Annotated in this window: 18 protein-coding genes; 12 read left to right on the top strand and 6 right to left on the bottom strand. The window is 69.3% G+C overall.

Annotation, left to right across the window (positions count from 1 at the left end):
- The first annotated feature begins 1 nt into the window (after position 1).
- From BDW27_RS03240 to BDW27_RS03215, 6 genes are read left to right on the top strand one after another with little or no spacing between them, the layout of a single operon-like run.
- Positions 2–916, top strand: a complete 915-nt coding sequence (locus tag BDW27_RS03240; RefSeq protein ID WP_110048171.1) for a hypothetical protein — start codon at positions 2–4, stop codon at positions 914–916.
- Entirely contained in the window at positions 913–1,665 is a 753-nt protein-coding gene (locus BDW27_RS03235) for an HpcH/HpaI aldolase/citrate lyase family protein (RefSeq protein ID WP_110048170.1), read from the top strand. Before BDW27_RS03240 ends, BDW27_RS03235 begins: the two co-directional genes overlap by 4 nt.
- Entirely contained in the window at positions 1,658–2,428 is a 771-nt protein-coding gene (locus BDW27_RS03230; RefSeq protein WP_233515618.1) for an ABC transporter ATP-binding protein, read from the top strand. The genes BDW27_RS03235 and BDW27_RS03230 overlap by 8 nt, the downstream gene beginning before the upstream one ends.
- Complete coding sequence (locus BDW27_RS03225; protein WP_017545497.1) at positions 2,425–3,285, top strand: ABC transporter permease; 861 nt, start codon at positions 2,425–2,427, stop codon at positions 3,283–3,285. The genes BDW27_RS03230 and BDW27_RS03225 overlap by 4 nt, the downstream gene beginning before the upstream one ends.
- A 25-nt stretch (positions 3,286–3,310) precedes the next feature.
- Entirely contained in the window at positions 3,311–4,396 is a 1,086-nt protein-coding gene (locus BDW27_RS03220; RefSeq protein ID WP_110048168.1) for an ABC transporter substrate-binding protein, read from the top strand.
- Positions 4,389–5,039, top strand: coding sequence for a flavin reductase family protein (locus BDW27_RS03215; protein WP_233515617.1), 651 nt, complete (start codon positions 4,389–4,391; stop codon positions 5,037–5,039). The genes BDW27_RS03220 and BDW27_RS03215 overlap by 8 nt, the downstream gene beginning before the upstream one ends.
- 5 nt (positions 5,040–5,044) lie before the next feature.
- Here the strand turns inward: BDW27_RS03215 and BDW27_RS03210 are convergent, their stop codons facing one another.
- Positions 5,045–5,818, bottom strand: coding sequence for an IclR family transcriptional regulator (locus BDW27_RS03210; protein ID WP_110048166.1), 774 nt, complete (start codon positions 5,816–5,818; stop codon positions 5,045–5,047).
- A 309-nt stretch (positions 5,819–6,127) separates the two neighbouring features.
- Positions 6,128–7,009, bottom strand: a complete 882-nt coding sequence (locus BDW27_RS03205) for a LysR substrate-binding domain-containing protein (RefSeq protein WP_017545501.1) — start codon at positions 7,007–7,009, stop codon at positions 6,128–6,130.
- Positions 7,010–7,080: 71 nt separating this feature from the next.
- Here BDW27_RS03205 and BDW27_RS03200 point away from each other — a divergent pair, with 71 nt between their 5' ends.
- Genes BDW27_RS03200 through BDW27_RS03190 form a run of 3 tightly spaced genes read left to right on the top strand, consistent with a single transcriptional unit; the run spans position 7,081 to position 9,667 of the window.
- On the top strand, positions 7,081–8,286 hold the full coding sequence (locus tag BDW27_RS03200; RefSeq protein WP_110048165.1) for a thiolase family protein: 1,206 nt from the start codon (positions 7,081–7,083) through the stop codon (positions 8,284–8,286).
- Complete coding sequence (locus BDW27_RS03195; protein WP_110048164.1) at positions 8,283–8,978, top strand: 3-oxoacid CoA-transferase subunit A; 696 nt, start codon at positions 8,283–8,285, stop codon at positions 8,976–8,978. The genes BDW27_RS03200 and BDW27_RS03195 overlap by 4 nt, the downstream gene beginning before the upstream one ends.
- Entirely contained in the window at positions 8,975–9,667 is a 693-nt protein-coding gene (locus BDW27_RS03190) for a CoA-transferase (RefSeq protein ID WP_110048163.1), read from the top strand. The genes BDW27_RS03195 and BDW27_RS03190 overlap by 4 nt, the downstream gene beginning before the upstream one ends.
- A 104-nt stretch (positions 9,668–9,771) precedes the next feature.
- Here the strand turns inward: BDW27_RS03190 and BDW27_RS03185 are convergent, their stop codons facing one another.
- A complete protein-coding gene (locus BDW27_RS03185; RefSeq protein WP_110048162.1) occupies positions 9,772–10,611 on the bottom strand; it encodes a helix-turn-helix transcriptional regulator in 840 nt (279 codons plus the stop codon).
- Between the two features lie 189 nt (positions 10,612–10,800).
- On the opposite strand from BDW27_RS03185, the gene BDW27_RS03180 reads away from it, so the two are divergent.
- Complete coding sequence (locus tag BDW27_RS03180) at positions 10,801–11,745, top strand: SDR family oxidoreductase (RefSeq protein WP_017545506.1); 945 nt, start codon at positions 10,801–10,803, stop codon at positions 11,743–11,745.
- Between the two features lie 214 nt (positions 11,746–11,959).
- Here BDW27_RS03180 and BDW27_RS03175 read toward each other — a convergent pair whose 3' ends face one another.
- From BDW27_RS03175 to BDW27_RS03165, 3 genes are all read right to left on the bottom strand, one after another.
- Complete coding sequence (locus BDW27_RS03175; protein WP_110048161.1) at positions 11,960–12,220, bottom strand: hypothetical protein; 261 nt, start codon at positions 12,218–12,220, stop codon at positions 11,960–11,962.
- The gene (locus BDW27_RS03170; RefSeq protein WP_110048160.1) at positions 12,217–13,563 is read right to left on the bottom strand and encodes a TRAP transporter large permease subunit; all 1,347 of its coding nucleotides are present in this window, start codon (positions 13,561–13,563) and stop codon (positions 12,217–12,219) included. Before BDW27_RS03170 ends, BDW27_RS03175 begins: the two co-directional genes overlap by 4 nt.
- 88 nt (positions 13,564–13,651) lie before the next feature.
- Positions 13,652–15,004: an NAD(P)-binding domain-containing protein gene (locus BDW27_RS03165; RefSeq protein WP_233515615.1), complete on the bottom strand. Its 1,353-nt coding sequence runs from the start codon at positions 15,002–15,004 to the stop codon at positions 13,652–13,654.
- Between the two features lie 216 nt (positions 15,005–15,220).
- On the opposite strand from BDW27_RS03165, the gene BDW27_RS03160 reads away from it, so the two are divergent.
- A complete protein-coding gene (locus BDW27_RS03160) occupies positions 15,221–15,973 on the top strand; it encodes an IclR family transcriptional regulator (RefSeq protein ID WP_110048158.1) in 753 nt (250 codons plus the stop codon).
- Positions 15,974–16,308: 335 nt separating this feature from the next.
- Positions 16,309–18,576, top strand: coding sequence for an APC family permease (locus BDW27_RS03155; RefSeq protein ID WP_110048157.1), 2,268 nt, complete (start codon positions 16,309–16,311; stop codon positions 18,574–18,576).
- Positions 18,577–18,778: the final 202 nt, after the last annotated feature.

The following is an 18,778-nucleotide window of genomic DNA, read 5'->3' as shown; positions in this document are numbered from 1 at the left end:
GATGGCCTACCTCGCGAGTGACCCACGCAGCCAACTGGCCGCTTCGAGCGGACTCGACACCGACGCCGCGCACGAACCGCAGTACTTCGACTTCAGTGAGCTCGACCCCACCGGAACCACGGGACGGGGCGGGCGCCTGTGGACGGTACGAGCCGCCAACGCCGTCGTCGTCTACGCCGAACACGCCGACGGAGACACCTTCGACCGCGAGGACGTCGACGAGACGATGCTGGTGGTCCTGCCATCCACGGGCCGCCTCACGGTGCGCACGGCGGGGGAGGTGGTCACTGTCGAACCGACGAGCGTCATCACGGTCCAGCCGGGCCCCTGGCGGTACGAGGCCGAGGGGGCGCTGCGGCTGCTGCGTCTGCACACGGTGGCCACATCGGACGTGCTGGATCAGGCGCTCAACGGCGAAGCCTATGCCGACGGCCTCGGACTCAGCGTCCGTGCCGAGCCCTGGCCCGCACCCTCGGGCGACGCCGCGATCCGCGTCTACGACGCCATCGAGGACATCGCCCCGCAGGAAGGACGCCTGGGGCGCATCCTCCGCAGCCGTCACGCCATGGTGAACCTGCTGTACCCACGCGTCGGTCCTCGGGATCCACGCACTCTGTCCCCCCACACCCACGACGACTTCGAGCAGTTGAGCTTCGTCGACGCGGGCGAGTACGTCCACCACATCCGGCGTGCGTGGGGAAACGACCGCACCGCATGGCGCTCGGACCAGCACCGTGAGATCGGTGGGCCGTCGTTGACCATCATCCCGCCGCCGCTGGTGCACACGAGCGAGGCGGTCGGAGCCGAAGAGAACCGCATGGTCGACATCTTCGCCGGGCCGCGCGAGGACTTCTCGCGACGTCCGGGCTGGGTGCTCAACGCCGCGGACTACCCGGTGCCGGAGGCACTCCGATGAGCCGCGTGAACGGATCCGAGGGCACGCGGTGGGCCGCCTGGGTCAAACTCGACACCTGGGAGTCCACAGCCATCCTCGCCCACGCCGGTGTCGAAGTGATCGTCGTCGACGCCGAACACACGATGCTGGACATGTCGGCGATCGCCCGGCACATCGCCGTCGGACAGGCGCACGGCATGCGGGCGCTCGTGCGGGTTCCCGACCAGGGGCCGTCCTTCGTCCAACGGGTGCTCGACGCCGGGGCCGACGGGATCGTCGTTCCCCACGTCGACGGTCCCGAGGCCGCCGCCGAGGTCGTGTCAGCGACGCGATTCGCTCCTGAGGGGCGGCGCGGCTCCGGCGCGACGTCGCGTGCCGGAGCGTGGGGGCAGGGCCCGCGAGCCGACTACCTGTCCCGGCCGGTCGAGGTCATCGCGCAGATCGAGTCACTCGCCGCGCTGGAGTCCGTCGAGGACATCGCCGCGGTCGACGGGATCACCGGACTCCTCCTCGGGGCCGCGGACCTCGGGCTCGACGCCGGCCGTGCCGTCAGCGACGCCGATCTCACCATCGTCACCGCCGCTCGCAGGCACGGGATCGCCGCCGGGGCGGCGGGAGGCCCCGATGGCGCAGCCCGCGCCCGCGAACTGGCGTTGGACTTCTTCGTCGGCGCCGCCGACACGACACTGCTCGCCGAGGCCGCCGTGAGTGCCGTCAGGCGCATGCGGGCCAACGAGGACCACACGGGAAAGGCGCCGCTCCATGCGTGAGCCAGTCATGAACTTCGTCCATGTCAGCAAGCACTATCGCGGAGGAACAGTCGCGGTCGACGACTTCCATCTCGACGTCGCCGACGGTGAGTTCGTCTCCATCGTCGGACCGAGCGGATGCGGCAAGAGCACACTGCTCAAGCTCATCATGGGTCTGGAACCGCTGACCGAGGGCAGCATCAGGTACCGCGCCGAAGCGCGCAACGAGTCGGCGATGACCGGCATGGTGTTCCAACAGCCGCTCCTGCTGCCCTGGAACACGGTCCTGGACAACGTGCTCGTCCCCTCGATCCTTCAGGGGCGCTCTCAGCGCAGGCGCGACGAAGGCCGGGCGCACGAGCTCCTGGAGATGCTCGGACTGTCGGACTTCGCCACCAGTCACCCCTACCAGTTGTCCGGTGGGATGCAACAGCGCGTCGGGATCGCCAGGGCCCTCCTGCACGACCCGAGGATCCTGCTCATGGACGAACCGTTCGGCGCACTGGACGCGATGACTCGCGACCAGCTGACGATGGACCTGCTGGAGATCTGGGAGAGGGACCGCAAGACGGTCGTCTTCATCACCCACAGCATCTCCGAGGCAGTGCTCCTCTCCGATCGCGTCGTCGTGATGACCCCGCGTCCGGGACGTGTCGGCGCGGTCATCGACATCGACCTACCGCGCCCGCGCACCCTCGACGTCGTGAGCACTGCCGGGTTCGGCGACTACACGCGTCGCATCAGAACCGTTCTTGACAGAGCCGAAGTGGTGACCACCCCATGACCGCATCCAACTCCTCCTCGTCCAGGCAGACCCTGACAGTGGAACGCGAGGCCGGGAACACCGAGACACGGCGCAGGCTCTCCGACCTTCCAGGCTGGTTGCTGTCGAGCACCACGGTGCTCATCCTGCTGACCGTCTGGGAAGTGGTGGTCCGCACCTTCGACATCTCGGTGATCCTCTTCCCCGCGCCCACCCGGATCGTCCAGGCGCTCGTCGAGGGCTTCACCGACGGGCCGTTCCTGCGCCACACCTGGGTCACGCTGCAGGAGATCATCTACGGCTTCGGTATCGCCGTCGTCTCCGGACTGCTCGTCGCGGTGTGGGTGAGCTCCTCGCGTCTGGCCGAGAAGATCGTTCTGCCGATCGTCGTCGTGCTGCAAACCGTGCCGAAGGTGGCCCTCGCGCCGTTGTTCCTCGTCTGGTTCGGCTTCGGTATGGAGTCGAAGATCCTCACGACGGCGCTGATCGCGTTCTTCCCGATCCTCGTCAACGCCACGCTCGGCTTCAACTCCACCAGCAGCGACCAGGTGAACATGATGCGTTCCTTCGGAGCGACGCGTCTGCAGGTTCTCACGCGGTTGCGCCTGCCGACGGCCATCCCCAGCATCATCGCCGGCCTCGACGTGGCGGTCGTGCTCTCGGTCATCGGTGCCATCGTCGCGGAGTTCGTGGGTTCGCAGGCCGGGCTCGGCTACCTGATCATCGCCAGCAACACCTCGCTGGACGTGGCCACCATGTTCGCGGCGCTCGTCGTGCTTTCGACCATCGGTCTCGTGCTGCACTACGCGGTCGTCCTCGGAGGGCGGCGACTCGCCTTCTGGTCCGAAGAGAACCGCGCCCGCTCCGTTGCCAACTGACTCCCCTCAAACCGAAGGACAACTCATGGCTATGACACGTGTGTCTCGCAAGGTGCTGCAGGGCGGCGCCGTACTGATGTTCACCTCCCTGCTGGCGGCCTGTGGCGGGTCGAGCGGCGACGGTGGCGACCAGCAGGTCTCCATGACGCTCGCGACCCCGACCTGGAACGCGGGAATCGCCTCGATCGCGGTGTCCCAGGAGATGGGCTACTTCGAGGACGAGGGCCTGGACGTCGAGATCATCCTGGCCGACTCCGCGACGACCCAGGTGCAGCAGATCGCGACCGGGCAGGTGGCGACTGGGGCCGTCAGCCCCGAACCGGTGATCCTGGGCCGTGAGCCCGGCAAGAACCTCGATCTGACCTACTTCATGTCCTACTACAAGGACAACATCTATGGTCTGAGAGTCCCCGCGGACAGCGACATCACGTCGATCGAGGACCTCGAGGGCAAGACGGTGGGCGCGATCAGCCTCGCGAGCGCCTCGGTCACACAGGCCCAGGTCGGTCTGCGTGAGGCGGGGGTACCGGAGGACTCGGTGACCTTCGTCGCGATCGGGACGGGAGGCCAGCAGGCCACCGCCGTGGAGAACGGCCAGGTCGACGCGCTCGCCTTGCTGGACACGTCGTTCCAGGTCCTCGAGAACCAGGGGATCGAGCTGCGCGAGATCGAGGTCCCGGGTACCGACGAGCTCACGAGCGGCGGACTCGCGGCCCGGACCAGTGACCTGGAGGAGGACCGCGAGCTCTACGTCAAGCTCGGACGCGCGATCGCCAAGGGCGTGGTCTTCAGCGAGGCGAACCCCGAAGCCGCCATCGAGCTGCTCTTCGACGCCCACCCCGAGGCGCGCCCATCGGGCCTCGAGGACGACGTCGCCGTCGCGTCGTCGGTCTCCGTCCTCGAAGCGCGACTGGCCAACCTCGGTGCCGAGGACGATCCGTACGGCGCGATCGATCAGCGGGCGCTCCAGGCCAACGTGGACTTCCTGCTCGACGCGGGCGAGCTCACCGAGCCGGTGGACCCCGCCGACCTGTACGACGACTCGTTGATCCAGGACATCAACGACTTCGACCGTGCCGCCGTCCGTCAGGAAGCCGCCGACCATGCCTGATGACATGACCGTGATCGACCCCTCGGGGTTGAGCGCGCAGGAAAACTACCGGCTGCTCACGGGCTGCGTCGTTCCCCGCCCCATCGCGTGGGTGACCTCCGTGAGTCGTGACGGTGCGGCGAACCTGGCGCCGTTCAGCGCCTTCACGATGGTGTCCAACGATCCGCCCATGGTCGGAATCAACATCGGTCGCCGTGAGGGCGGGTTCAAGGACACGGCCCGCAACATCGCCGAGCGGGGCGAGTACGTCGTGAACATCCCTGGTTGGGAGCACTGGAAGGACGTCCACGAGTCGGGGGAGGTCCATCCGCCCGGCGTCGACGAAGCCGAGATCCTCGGACTCGGGACCGAGCCGAGCGACGTGGTGAGCGTGCCCCGGCTGGCCGCGGCTCGGGTGAGTCTGGAGTGCCGGCTCGCGCGCGTGGTGGAGTTCGGTCGGGCCGGCGCGCAGTTCACAGTGGGTGAGGTCGTGCGGTTCCATGTGCTCTCGTCGGCGTTGGACGGCCTCAAGATCGACACCGCGATGATCGACCCGGCGTCGCGCCTGGCTGGCCCGACCTACGGACGGCTCGGGAACGTCGAACGAATCGGTCGGGCGTCGAGGGGCCCGGGTCAGGGGGAGTCGTTGGCGGAACGTACCTGACCGGGTCAGTCCTCGGCGCCGAGCGACTGGGAGATCGTGGTCGCGGCGTTCCGGAGCGCCGCGAGTTCGACGCTCTCGGCGTGGACGTCGAGCACGTCGCGGGTGCTCAGGAGCGCGAGGGATGCCGCGAGGCCGTGCTCGTCCCACACGGGAGTGGCGAGCACGGCAATGCCCCGGGTGCTGACCTGCGCGGCGTAACCGCGCTCGGACGTCTCGCGCACCAGGCGCTCGATCCGTTCACGCTCCCCGGACGGGAGCTGCCGCGAGGCCCGCGCCACGCTGGGGGCGTCGGCCATGAAGGTGTGGAAGATGCCGGTCTGCGCGGCGGCGGTCGACAACTGCATGCCCACCCGCACGGAGACGACGATCTCGCGGCGCGGAGGTTCCTCGACGTGGGCCACGACCGGTGACGAAGAGCCCCAGAGCGACAGGACCGCCGTGATCTCGGTGTCGCGAGCCAGGGTCTGCATGGGGTCCACGGCGAGGCGCAGGATGTCGCGTCGGCCGAGAGCGAAGGCGCCGAGTTGCACGAGCGCCGGTCCCGGAACATACGTGCGGTCATCGCGGAGGTCGAGCACGTTCGCGTTGACCAGGGACGTCAGATAGCGGTAGGTCGTCGTGCGATTGAGTCCGATGAGGTCGGCGGCTTCGGTCGACGTCACCGACTCACGATGCGGACCGAACAGTGCGAGGATCATTCCCACGCGGTCTACAGCTTGGATGTCCACTCCGGCGCCCCTTGACGTGATGTGTTCCAGTTGTTCACATGGCGACCACATCGTACCTCGCTTGCGGGCACCCCAAGGAATCGCCGGCGACGCCCAGCCCCTCGGAATCGGGCCTGGGAACCCAGCGGAGTCGGCAGGGAGCCGACGATCCGAGACGGAGGCGGTCCTGACCAGGAGAGCCTTGGGGCCGCGGCACGGGCACTCGCCGCCGGACGTCCCGGCGACATTGGCGGAGAACGACGCCAGTGGCCGCGGTGCGATCGAAGCCGCGGTGTCCGGTGTGGCTCACGCACTGACCGGCCGGACCCTTCCGTGCCCGCGTGGGCTGCGTCCCTCCGGTGGGGGTGGTCCGCGGATTCCTCAGACCGTCGCCCGGATGATCTCCACGGTACGGGCCAGGTGGGGCTCGGAACGGTCGGCGCGGTGGGCGACGGCGAGTTGCACGTGCGCGTCGGCCCCGGTGAGCGGCCGGTAGGCGACGCCATGGAGTTCCAGCGCCGTGACGGGTTCGGGCACGACCGCCACACCGAGGCCCCCGGCCACCAGAGTGACCAGAGTCGAGGTCTCGCCGACCTCGTGGCGGATGCGTGGCTCGACGCCCGCGTCGCGTAGCAGGCCCAGGACGATGTCGTACATCACCGACCGGCGGTCGGCGGAGTGCACGATCAGATCCTCGCTGGCGAGGTCCTCGGCACGCAGACGTCTGCGCTGGGCCAGGCGGTGGTTCACCGGCAGGGCGACGACCAGCCGGTCCCGACGCAGTGTGTGCACGATGATGGAGCGATCGGCCACCGGGGGACGCAGCAACGCGACGTCGATCGTTCCCTTGCGCAGTGCCTCGACCTGGTCGGGGCCCAGCATGTCGCCCCGGAAGGAGAAGTCGACCCCCGGGAGTTCGACCGAAAGCCGACGGGAGAGCGTCGGCAGGAGGCTGTACGTCGCCGATCCCACACATCCGAGCGCGAGGTGGCCCACGGAGCCGGAGGCGATGAGGCGGGCGTGGTGGGCCGCCTTGTCGACGTCGGCGAGAATCCCGCGCGCCAGATCCAGGTAGACCCGACCGGCCTCCGTGAGGTCGACGCGACGTGTCGTGCGGTACAGCAGTTCGACACCGAGTTCCGCCTCGAGTTGGCGGATCTGCTGGGAGAGCGGCGGTTGGGCCATGTGAAGCCGCTCGGCGGCCCGACCGAAGTGGCGTTCCTCCGCCACCGCCACGAAGTACCTGAGATGACGCAGATCCATATCTGGTCCATATCAATAGCCTTGGATATGAGTACTTCAGGATATCGCGCTCAGGGATTAGCGTCGTTGGCATGAGTTCATTCCTGTACGCCGCGACACGGACACCGTTCGGTCGCTTCAACGGCGCGCTGGCCGGCGTCCGCCCTGACGACCTGGCCGCGGCCGCGATCACCTCGACGCTCGCCAAGGTGCCCGGGTTCGACCGGGCCGCGATCGACGATGTGGTGTGGGGCAACGCCAACGGAGCCGGAGAGGAGAACCGCAACGTCGGCCGCATGGCGGCGCTGCTCGCCGGACTGCCGGTCAGTGTCCCGGGCACCACGGTCAACAGACTGTGCGGTTCCGGCCTCGACGCGGCGATGACGGCCAGCCGGACGATCGAGTCCGGCGACGCCGAGGTCGTGCTGACCGGTGGTGTGGAGTCGATGACGCGGGCGCCGTGGGTGCTGCCCAAATCGGCGAGGCCGTTCCCGGTCGGCGACGTCACCGCGGTGTCGACCACGCTCGGTTGGCGTCTGGTCAACCCGCGCATGCCGAAGGAGTGGACGGTCGGCCTCGGTGAGGCCAACGAACTACTCCAGGAGCGCTTCGGGATCTCCCGCGAGCGTCAGGACCGGTTCGCCGCACGCTCTCACGGACTCGCCCATCAGGCCTGGGAATCGGGCTTCTACGACGACCTGGTGGCACCGGTGGGAGGGGCCGACCTGGTTCGCGACGAAGGCGTCCGAGCCGAATCCACACCGGAAGTACTGGCCACACTCAAGCCGGTGTTCCGTTCACCGGAGCAGGGCGGCACCATCACCGCGGGGAACGCCAGTCCCCTCAACGACGGCGCGTCCGCGGTGCTGTTGGGCAGTGAGAGGGCCGCGGACGCGATCGGGGCCGACCCGATCGCCCGCATCGCGGGCCGGGGCGTCATGGCGCTGGAGCCGCAGAACTTCGGCTACGCCCCGGTCGAGGCTGCCAACCGCGCCCTGGCCCGAGCCGGGATCGGCTGGGACCAGGTGGGCGCGGTCGAACTCAACGAAGCCTTCGCCGTGCAGGCGCTGGCCTGCCTCGACGCCTGGGGGATCGATCCCGCCATCGTCAACCAGAAGGGCGGGGCCATCGCGATCGGACACCCGCTGGGCGCTTCCGGCGGTCGTATCCTCGCCACCCTGGCCAAGGTCCTGCAGGAGTCGGGGCAGCGCTACGGAGTCGCCGCGTTGTGCGTCGGGGTCGGCCAGGGGCTGGCCGTCGTACTGGAGAACTGCGATGCCACGGAGCGGGTCCGATGAGCCGCGCGGAAGTCGCTGAGAGCGCCGACGCCGCCGTGGCCGGGGTCGAGGACGGGGCCACCGTCCTCGTCGGCGGCTTCGGTCTGGCGGGTATGCCGTTCGATCTGATCGAGGCGCTCATCCGCCAGGGAGCCAAGGACCTCACGATCGTGTCCAACAACGCGGGCAACGGCGAGGTCGGGCTCGCCGCGCTGCTCGCGGCCGGCCGGGTGCGCAAGGTGGTCTGCTCCTTTCCCCGGCAGGCCGACTCCTGGGTCTTCGACCGTCTCTACCGTTCGGGAGGGATCGAACTCGAAGTGGTGCCGCAGGGCAACCTCGCCGAGCGGATGCGCGCGGCCGGTGCCGGCATCGGTGCCTTCTACTGCCCGACGGCGATCGGTACACCTCTGGCCGAGGGCAGGGAGGAACGTGAGATCGACGGTCGCAGGTACCTGTTGGAGTACCCGATCAAGGGCGACTACGCCCTGATCGGCGCGCACAAAGCGGACACGTTGGGCAACCTCACCTACCGCAAGACCGCACGGAACTTCGGGCCGGTCATGGCCACGGCGGCGACGACGACCGTCGTTCAGGTCGATCAGATCGTCGAGCCCGGGGAACTCGTCCCCGAGGCCGTCGTGACCCCGTCCATCTACGTCGACCGGATCGTCCAGGTGGAGTCCCGTCGCTACACCGTCCAGGGGGCACGATGACCCACTCCAGCAACCCGCACACCGGAGCGCCGATGAGGGCCGACCATCCCTTGTCGATGGACGAGCTGGCCGCCGTCCTCGCCGCCGACATCCCGGCCGGAGCCTTCGTCAACCTCGGGATCGGGCAGCCCACCAGGATCGCCGACCACCTGCCAGCCAGCTCAGGGGTGGTGCTCCACACCGAGAACGGCATGCTCAACATGGGGCCGAGGGCCGAGGGCGAGGCCGTCGACCCGGACCTGACCAACGCGGGCAAGGTCCCGGTGACCGAGCTTCCCGGATCGGCGTACTTCCACCAGGCCGACTCCTTCGCCATGATGCGCGGCGGGCACCTGGACGTCTGTGTCCTCGGCGCCTACCAGGTGGGGTTCCAGGGCGACCTCGCCAACTGGCACACGGGTGAACCCGACGCCATTCCCGCTGTCGGCGGTGCCATGGACCTCGCCATCGGTGCCAAGGACGTCCACGTGATGATGCCCCTGTTCACCCGCTCGGCTCAACCGAAACTCGTACCGCACTGCACGTATCCGCTCACCGGGGTGGGGTGTGTCAGTCGTGTCTACACGGACCACGGCGTCTTCGAGGTCGGTGCCGAGGGCGTACGGATCCGGGAGACGTACGGTGTCGGCGCCCACGAACTGGCCGAACGACTCGGCATCACGTACTCCGGCACCGCACTCAACGGCTGAGAGGGCCTGCGCCGTCGCCCTGCCGCGGTCTCCTGGCGTCGTGGCCCCGGCCCCGGCGGCCCCGGCGGACGCGGGGCGACGCCGGGGCCGCCGTCCAGCCAGGGTCAGCGGAGCGTTCCAGGGCCGATCACGGACAGCAGGCGCAGCTTCTCGTGGCTCTCGCTGCCGGGGACGGCGGTGTAGACGAGCAGCGAGTGGGCCTGGTCCGGGTCGAGGAGCCTCTGGCAGTTCAGTTCGAGCGGGCCGACCTCCGGGTGCACGAAACGTTTGATCCCATGCGGGCGGATGCCGACCTCGTGGTCCTCCCAGACCCGGCGGAACTCCTCGCTCTGCTCCAGAAGCAGGTCGGCGAAGTGTGCGGCGCGTGAGCCGGGACCGCGCAGAGTGGCGATCTCGCGCAGGCCCGCGACGTACATGCGGGTGAGGAACCGGTGCTCCTCGGGAGCGTGGAGCGACCGTGCGGCCGGGTCGGTGAACCACCGGTACCCCGAACTGCGGGCGGGCCCCTCGTATCGGGTCGTGGCGCCGGTGAGCGCGACCCCCATCGGGGTCTGCCGCAACGTCTCCCCGAGTTCGGTGACGATCTCCGCCGGTGTGTCCCCGAGGCGGTCGAACACGCGCAGCAGCCCCGGGCTGATGTGCTCGGTGTCCGCGCCCCGAACGGGCGGGTTGTGCCCGGCCAGGCGGAACAGGTGATCCCGTTCGTCGAGCGACAGGTGCAGCCCCTGGGCGATCGAGGCGAGCATCTGCTCTGAGGGATGCGGCCCGCGCGCGCGTTCGAGCCGCGCGTAGTAGTCGGTCGACATGGCGCAGAGGAAGGCGATCTCCTCTCTCCGCAACCCCTTGGCCCTCCTGCGTTGTCCGCGGGGGAGTCCCACGTCCTCCGGCTGCAGGGACTCTCGGCGGCGGCGGAGGAACCCGGCCAGCCCGGTGCGATCGATCACGACTGTCCTTCTTTCGGTGTCCTTCCTCGTGTCTACCGTCTCGGCGCTCGGTGAACCACGGCCCGTCGATCCACCTCTGCGCCCCGAAGGGGGGCTCGGCGAGCCGTGGTTCGGCGAGTCCTTGTCCCGCCTCCGCTGAGAGACGAACCTGGGGATCGGAACCCATCACATCGGCCCTGGAGACGACCCATGCCCCGCCAACGACCCGAGTTCACCGTTCCCGATCAGTCCGGCCGACGTGCGTTGGTCACCGGCGCGAGTGACGGAATGGGGCTGCACCTGGCCCTGCGCCTGGCCGAGGCCGGAGCGGAGCTGGTTCTTCCTGTGCGGAACCAGGGCAAGGGCGAGGCCGCTCTCGCGTGGATCGGCGAGCGGGTGCCCCACGCGAAGGTGGAGCTCGCCTCCCTGGATCTGTCCTCCCTCAACTCGGTCGAGGCCCTCGCCGAGCGGCTCTGCCACGAGAACCGGCCGATCCACCTGCTCGTGAACAACGCGGGGGTGATGACGCCTCCGGAACGACAGAGCACGGAGGACCGCTTCGAGCTCCAGTTCGGCACGAACCACCTCGGACACTTCGCTCTGGTGGCCCGCCTGATGCCACTGCTCCGGGCGGGCGGGGCACGTGTGACCTCCCAGCTCAGCGTCTCGGCTGATCGGAACTCGATCAACTGGGACGACCTGAACTGGGAGCGTTCCTACAACGGAGGGCACGCCTACAGCCAGTCGAAGATCGCGCTCGGTCTCTTCGCCCTCGAACTGGACCGGCGCAGCAGGGACCAGGGGTGGGGCATCACGAGCAACATCTCGCATCCGGGGGTCGCTCCGACGAGCCTCCTGAGCGCCCGTCCCGAGATCGGTCGTGACCGGGACACCCTGGGCGTGCGCGTCATCCGGGCGATGTCCGCACGGGGCATCCTCGTCGGAACGGTGGAGAGCGCTCCGCTCCCGGCCCTGTACGCGGCGACCTCGCCCGAGGCCGTGGGCGGTGGGTTCTACGGCCCCGCCGGCCCCGGCCACCTGGGCGGACCGCCCGCGGAGCAGAGGCTCTACAGTCGGCTGAAAAGCCCGGAGGAGGCCGCTCGGGTCTGGCAGGTCTCCGAACGGCTCACCGGGGTCGCACCCTCCGCGTTCTGAGCCTCCCGCCGTTCGGGAAGCGACTCCGCTTCCCAAGGGCGCCCGCCCTGTCGTCAGGCGTCCGAACCGGGCACGGCTGCCTCGGGGATCCCGTCGGGTCGTCGAACGGCGCGGGGGCCCTGCGCAAGCACGCGCGATCACCCTGACACTGAGCGGTCCGTGGCGTTGGTGGGGGCGGGCGACGGTGCGCCCCCACCCCACCGCTTCGGGTCTCTCAGTTGTCTTCGGGCTCCGGCTCCTCGGGCGTGAGGTAGTTCCCGATGAATCCCAGGACACCGAAGGCCGCCGCCGCGCCGATGCTCGGTACGAACAGCAGGTCGGAGGCTCCGGTCACCCAGTCCGGACGTTGGGTGAGGACGCCGGCCATCTGTCCCAGGACCAGGAGCGCCCCGAGCGCCAGACAGCAGACGAGGCCGATTTTGAACAGCGCGCGGACCACGGTGAAGGTCCGGGGCTTGAGAGCGAGCACGGTCATACCCCCAGAATCGGAAGGACGCCCCAACCGATCAGACAGCCGATCAGGAAGATCGGGATCATGTAGTAGACGATGAGCGGCAGGAAGGTGCTCTCCGGCCGTGCCCCGGTCAGGCCGGCGGCGACGAAGATCGAGCCGGAGGCGGGAGGGGAGGCCCCTTCGGTGGAGGCGAACACCAGGATCGCGATGATCGCGAGGAGCGGGTCGACCCCCACGCCGACCAGCGCGAGGAAGGAGATCTGACCGACCGCGGTCAGGGTGGCCGTGGACGACAGAGGGCCGGCGACCAGGGTGATCACCAGGCCGACGACGACCACCATCACGGTGGAACCGACGGGCAGGGACTCGAGGATGACGTTGACGTCCTCCGCCAGGCCCAGGCGCCCCAGGATCTCGCTCGCGGCGATCGCGAAGAACAGCAGGGCCCCGATGGTCGCGAACTTCGGGAGGGCGCCGTCCAGCAGACGGGACCAGCCGCTCACCGTCCTTGGGAGGCGGTCCCGTCCGGCGATGAGTGAGAAGCCGATGATGAGGATGGGGATCCAGGTCAGCAGCGAGATGTCGTCGACCGCGTCGCCGAGCGGCGTGGACTCGGCCAGGTAGGTGGCCAGGGGACCCACGGTGACGGCGATGGGAATCAGCGCACCGAGGAAGATCGTCAGAGCGCCGGCACCCTGCCGCAGCGACGTACGCATCGGCACCAGGTCGTGTTCGTCCATCTTGGGGACCCCGTCGCGGCGGACGAAGTACGTCACGAGACCGATGCGCAACAGGATCTGGTAGAGCCCGGCCACCAGCAGGCCCAGATACACCTGTCCGGTGGTGACCATCCCCCCGGCGAAGCCGATCATGATGACCATCGAGGCACTGGGTGGCAGGGCCGCGCCCATCCCGCCGTTTCCGGCGAGCACGGTCGCCGCCCGCGTGGGGGTCCACCCGGTACGCACCATCCAGGGGCCGGTGAAGGACCCGCTGGAGGCGGTGTTCGCGGAGTTGGACCCGGACAGCGACCCGAAGACGGCCGATCCAGCCGTGTCGATGAACGCGGGACCGCCTCGGATGCGCCCGAACGCGGAGTTGAGGATGGCCAGGATCTTCTGGATCAGCCCCATCGCGTCGATGAGGTAGGCCATGAAGACGAAGGCCAGGGCCGCGAAGAGCACATCGTGGGTGAGGGCGTCGGTCAGCCCTCCCAGGAGGTACTCCGGGGCCTGCGTTCCGGCGAACAGGGCGGTGACCACGAGTCCGAGGAGCATGGCCTCGCCCATGTTCCGCTTGAACACGACGTTCCACACGATGATCACGGCGATGAACGCCGCGAGGGCTAGTAGTGCGATCGGCATGGGTCGACTTTCGGTGGAGGGGAGTACTGGTGCCCGTGGACGGGCGGTGTGTCGCCCCGGGGGAGCGACCTGGTGGGGCGGAGGTGCGTCACGCGCGTTCCCTCCGGATGGCCTCGCGGCGCTCGGCCTCGTCGGAGATGACGAGCCGGGCGGCGACCAGGGTCCGCTCGGCTTCCAGGCGGGGCACGACGAACACCCCGTCTCCGTCGGCCACCACGATGTCCCCTGGAGCACAGACCGCGCCCCCCACCGCGATGGTGCGACCGACGTGGCCGGGACCGTCCTTGTAGGGGCCCGCGGGGGAGATCGCGGCGGACCAGACGGGGAAGCCGAGTTCGCGCAGTTCGTCGGCGTCCCGGACCGCGCCGTCGATCACCATCCCGCGCACTCCCTTGTTGATGGCGCGTTCGGCGATGAGCTCTCCCAGCAACGCCCGGGAGTCGTCACCCCCTCCGTCCACGACCAGCACGTCGCCGGGCCGCGCGACGGTCAGGGCCTGGTGCAACGCGCGGTTGTCGCCGGGCCGCGTCTGCACCGTCAGGGCACGTCCCGAGAGCCGCGCCCCGGCCCAGACGGGCCTGATCCTGGAGGACAGGAAGCCGAGACGGTCCCGCGCGTCCCCGATGGCGGCGGTGGGGATCGTCGTGTAGGCGTCGATCAGCTGCTCGTCGGGCTGGTCGGTCACGCGCGCCAGATACCGGTGACGGTCGGCCGCACCCGTGCTCACGGGGGCTTCCACGTGGAGCTCGTTCAACAGGGCGATGCTGGCGTCCAGCTCCTGCGAGCGCCGCACGGCGTGCAGACGCGTCCCGTGATCCAGCCGCTGGAGCGCGGCGGTCCCGTCCGTGAGGGTGGCGGCCACCTGCTCACGCATCCACTCCTCCTCGCCCGCCGCGGATCCGGCGTCCAGGGCCTCGGTGATCAGTGCCCCCAACCCCTTCATGAACACGCTGCGCAGCAGCTTGCGCCCCGACGCGGCGCCCACGGTCTCGCCGATCGGCTCGGCGTCCGAACCCACCGCCCTCAGCGCCAGGGCGGCGTCCTCGGCGGCCGGTCCCGCGAGGAGGATGTTGACCTTCGGCCCGAACTTGACGACCGAACCGATGAGAGCTCCGTCGACCACGCGGGCCGCGCCATCGATGGTACGAGCCACGTGCCTCTTGACCTGCGGCGAGGCCGCGTTGAGGTCAATGTAGACGGCGTCGGTGCGCAGCGCGGACACGGCTTCGCGGGCGACGGAGACCGCATGGGCGGCCGTGGCCAGGCTCAGGACGACATCCGCTCCGGTCACCGCCTCCGCTGTCGACGTGGCCCGGGTGACGCCCTCGGGAGTCCGCGCCGTGCTCGCGGGATCGAAGCCGACGGCCTGCCAACCGGCGGCGGCGAAGGCCTCCGCGAAGATCGCGCCGGCTTCGCCGAGTCCCAGTACGGCTACCTTCATCATTCCACCAGCTATCATTGAGTGATAGTTCCTCTTGTTGATTGATAGCGAGTGTGACCTGTGGCTCTCTCGGCTGTCAACCTGCCGGAAACCTCTCCGCTACCTTGGAGAGGGCGACAGCAAGCTGCATCGCCGTGTCCGGCGGGCCCCGAGGTCACTGCCCGGGGGGCAAGGAAGTTTTCCGAGGAACACGAGCGAAGGAGTGGCGAGGCGAGCATGGGCGCCGGAGGCGGAAACCAGGGGCGCACGCTCGACCGTGCGCTGGACGTGCTCGAGTGCCTGGAACGCGCGCGCGGTCCGCTGAGGCTGAGCGACATCGCGCGGGAGGCTGACCTGCACCTGGCCACCACCCAGCGGACGGTGAACCAGCTCGTGCGGCGCGGCTACGTCCAGCAGGGACGCCTGGGGTACTCACTCGGGCCGGTGGTGCTGGGGCTGGCGCACGGTTTCGTGGTCAACGACCGTGTGAGCACGATCGCGACGCCGGTGCTCACCGAGCTCTCCGCGACCACGCGACTGACCTCCTCCGTGTTCGTCCGCTCGGGGGACGAGCGCATCCTCATCGCACGCGTCAGTGGAGCGGACCCCCTCCGGTACCAGTTCCCGATCGGGCGTCGCGTGCCGCTCAACGTCGGTGGCGGGAAGGTGCTGCTCGCAGCGTGGCCGGACGGGGAGATCGAGGACTACGTGCGCCGCTTCCCGGAGACCTCACTGGCCTCCGGGAGGACCCAGGGGGAGCGGGACCTGATGGAGGACGTCCGGGGAGTGCGCGAGGACGGCTACTACCTCGCGGAGTCCGAGCGGGAACTCGGTGCGCTGAGTCTGAGCGTGCCGGTGTACGACGCTGACAAGGAAATCGCCGGGGCGATCAACCTGGTGACGACGACCGATGTCACCAGCGCGGAGAAGCTGCTCACCTGGCTGCCCGAGCTGTCACGGGGGGCCGGGGCCATCGGCGCTCGCATCTGAACCGGGCCTGTTGCGCATCGAAGAAGTGCATCAGGGCTACTCCCTGCCCAGTTCGCGAATGCGCGGCGCGTGGCTCACACCATCCTGGGCCGTCTCGGCGCCGCTAGGAGTACCAACGCGTTCCGTGCTCGTGTCCAGCGGCTGCGGAGGCACACAGCTCATGGATCGGCCGAACTCCCACCGGCGCGACCATCGTGGACGGGGCGCTGACACAGCCGATCCCGCCGAGGCGAGGGTCGGTACGCGTACGCCCTGTTCCGATCACGACCAGACACCGCCGGACGACGTCCCACAAATGCGAGGCCGCGTGGCCTCGATGAACAACACTGGGTCGCATGACGGAGGAACGCTCGACCCGACCACCTGCCCCGAGTGATCTTCTGCCCGATCTCACCCCCGGACAACTCCGTGCGCTCCACCAGATCGGACGAGAGTGGGGTCAGGTGGCGGGGGAGCCGAAGGAATGGCGCCGTGCCCTCCCGGTGGACCCGACAGTGGGGAGCTACCCGGCGCGCCACCAGGTCCGGCAGCCGCGCTACGAACGCTTCGTCACCGTCTCCGAACTCGGCGGAGATCCCCGTACGACACTCGCCTCGGCGGCCGCTGACGAAGCCTCCACTCCCGCGGGCCGCGCTGGCTATCGCCTGCGCCGCGTGCTCCTGGGGCCAGCCCTGAAGAGCACCGCGCTGGTCCGTGAACGCATGCGCAAACTCGTCGCCCTGCCCGTGCTGTCCTCCGACGCCCTGTCCTCCGTCGCCTACGGCCCCGAGGCGATGCTCACCATCCTCGTCATCGGCGGCGTGGCGGGCCTGTCCCTGTCCCTGCCGATCGCCCTGGTGATCATGCTGATGATGCTGGCGGTGGGACTCTCCTACCGACAGACCATCCGCGCCTATCCCAACGGCGGCGGTTCCTACATCGTGGCCAGCCACAACCTCGGGCGAGCACCGGGCCTCCTGGCGGCGGGCGGTCTCATCGTCGACTACGTCCTCACCGTCGCGGTGTCGATCGCCGCGGGCATCGCCGCGATCACCTCCGCGCTGCCCGCGCTCAGCGGAGCGACCGTGCCCATCGGCCTGGGTGTCATCGCCCTGCTCCTGGCCGGGAACCTGCGCGGCGTGCGCCAGGCGGGCATCCTCTTCGCCGCCCCCACCTACGTCTTCGTCCTCTCTGTCGGCGCCGTGATCGTCGTCGGTCTCGTCGACGCGGCCCTCCGTGGCTTCCCCCCGGCTCCCACGCCCCAGGTCAACGCCACCACGGGCGTCACGCTGTTCCTCATCCTGAGGGCCTTCACGTCGGGGGCCACGGCCCTGACCGGCATCGAGGCCATCACCAACGCCGTCCCCGCGTTCAGGCCCGTCGAGTGGCGCAACGCCCGCACCGCGCTGACCTGGATGATCGGCACACTGTTGGCGCTGTTCGGTGGTCTGATGGCCCTGATCCTGGTCACCGGCACGATCCCGGCACCGGGTGAGACCGTGCTCTCGCAGCTGGCCCGGCACTCCTTCGGGACCGGCGCCATGTACGTGCTCGTTCAGGCGAGTACGGCGGCCATCCTCCTGCTGGCCGCCAACACCGCCTACAACGACTTTCCACGGGTCCTGTCCCTGTTGGCACGCGACCACCACGCCCCCCGCGGGTTCATGCGCATGGGTGACCGACTGGCCTACAGCAACGGCATCCTCCTGCTGTCGGTCGCGGCCGCCCTGATCTTCGTCTCCTTCGGTGGCGACACGACCTCCCTGATCCCGCTGTACGCGGTCGGGGTGTTCCTGGCCTTCACACTCTCGCAGGCCGGCATGGTGGTGCACTGGTGGCGATCACGAGCCCGGCACTGGCGCACGAGCCTCGCGTTCAACGCCACGGGGGCCGTGATGTGCGGGGCGGTGTTCGTCACCGCCGCCATCGTCAAGTTCAGCGCGGGAGCGTGGGTGGCGCTTCTGGCCGTGGCCGCGTTCGTCGTGCTGGCCCTGCGCATCCGCGTCCACTACGACGCCGTCGGGCGTGCGCTGCGGCTGCGACCCCACGCGGCCCCCGCCCCGGGTGGCCCGATCAGCGTGGTCCGTCGTCCACCCGATGCGCGCACAACCACGGGACGGCCAGACGCGGAAGCGACTGTGGATGAGGCGGGCCCCGAGACGAGAGTGGGGGCGAGCCGCGCGGAGGGGCCGGGGGACCAGGAGGCGGAGGAGACCCCCGAGGAGGTCCACCACCTGTCGGTCGTTCCCGTGGAGACCCTTGATCTGGCCAACATCCGCGCCCTGGCCTACGCGGCCTCACTCCGACAACCCGTTCTCGCCGTCCACCTCAGCCCCTCCGAGGAGGAGGCGGAGAGGATGCGGGGGTACTGGCTGCACTGGGGGGACCATCTGCCCCTGGAAGTGGTGGTCTGCCCCTATCGGACGATCATCGCGCCGTTGGTGAACTACATCGAGGCGCTGCGCGAACAGCGGTCGGACCTGACGATCACGGTGATCTTGCCCGAGGTGGTGCCCCGGCGCTGGTGGCACCGGGTCCTCCACGACCGGATGGCGTTTCGGCTCAGACACGCCCTGCGCGAACGTCCCAAGATCGTCGTCACCACCGTGCCCTTCCACGTCTGAGCCATCGTCGCTGGGCCCCACACACGAAAGAGCCGACGCATCCCCGGAGCCTGCCCGGGTGAATCGAGTTTCGCCCGCTGATCGCGCGTGTGTGTCGCTCACAGGACGAGGCCAGAGCGAGCATGAACATGGTCCTGCGTCACGAGGTCGGGCGATGCACTGGGTGTCGGTGAGACGCGGATACGAGAACCGGGGTTGGTAC

The sequence above is a fragment of the Nocardiopsis sp. L17-MgMaSL7 genome (assembly GCF_003182025.1).
In the GTDB taxonomy this organism is placed as follows: domain Bacteria; phylum Actinomycetota; class Actinomycetes; order Streptosporangiales; family Streptosporangiaceae; genus Nocardiopsis; species Nocardiopsis prasina.
Note: the sequence above shows the minus strand (reverse complement) of the source record. Positions and strands in the feature narration are given on the sequence as shown.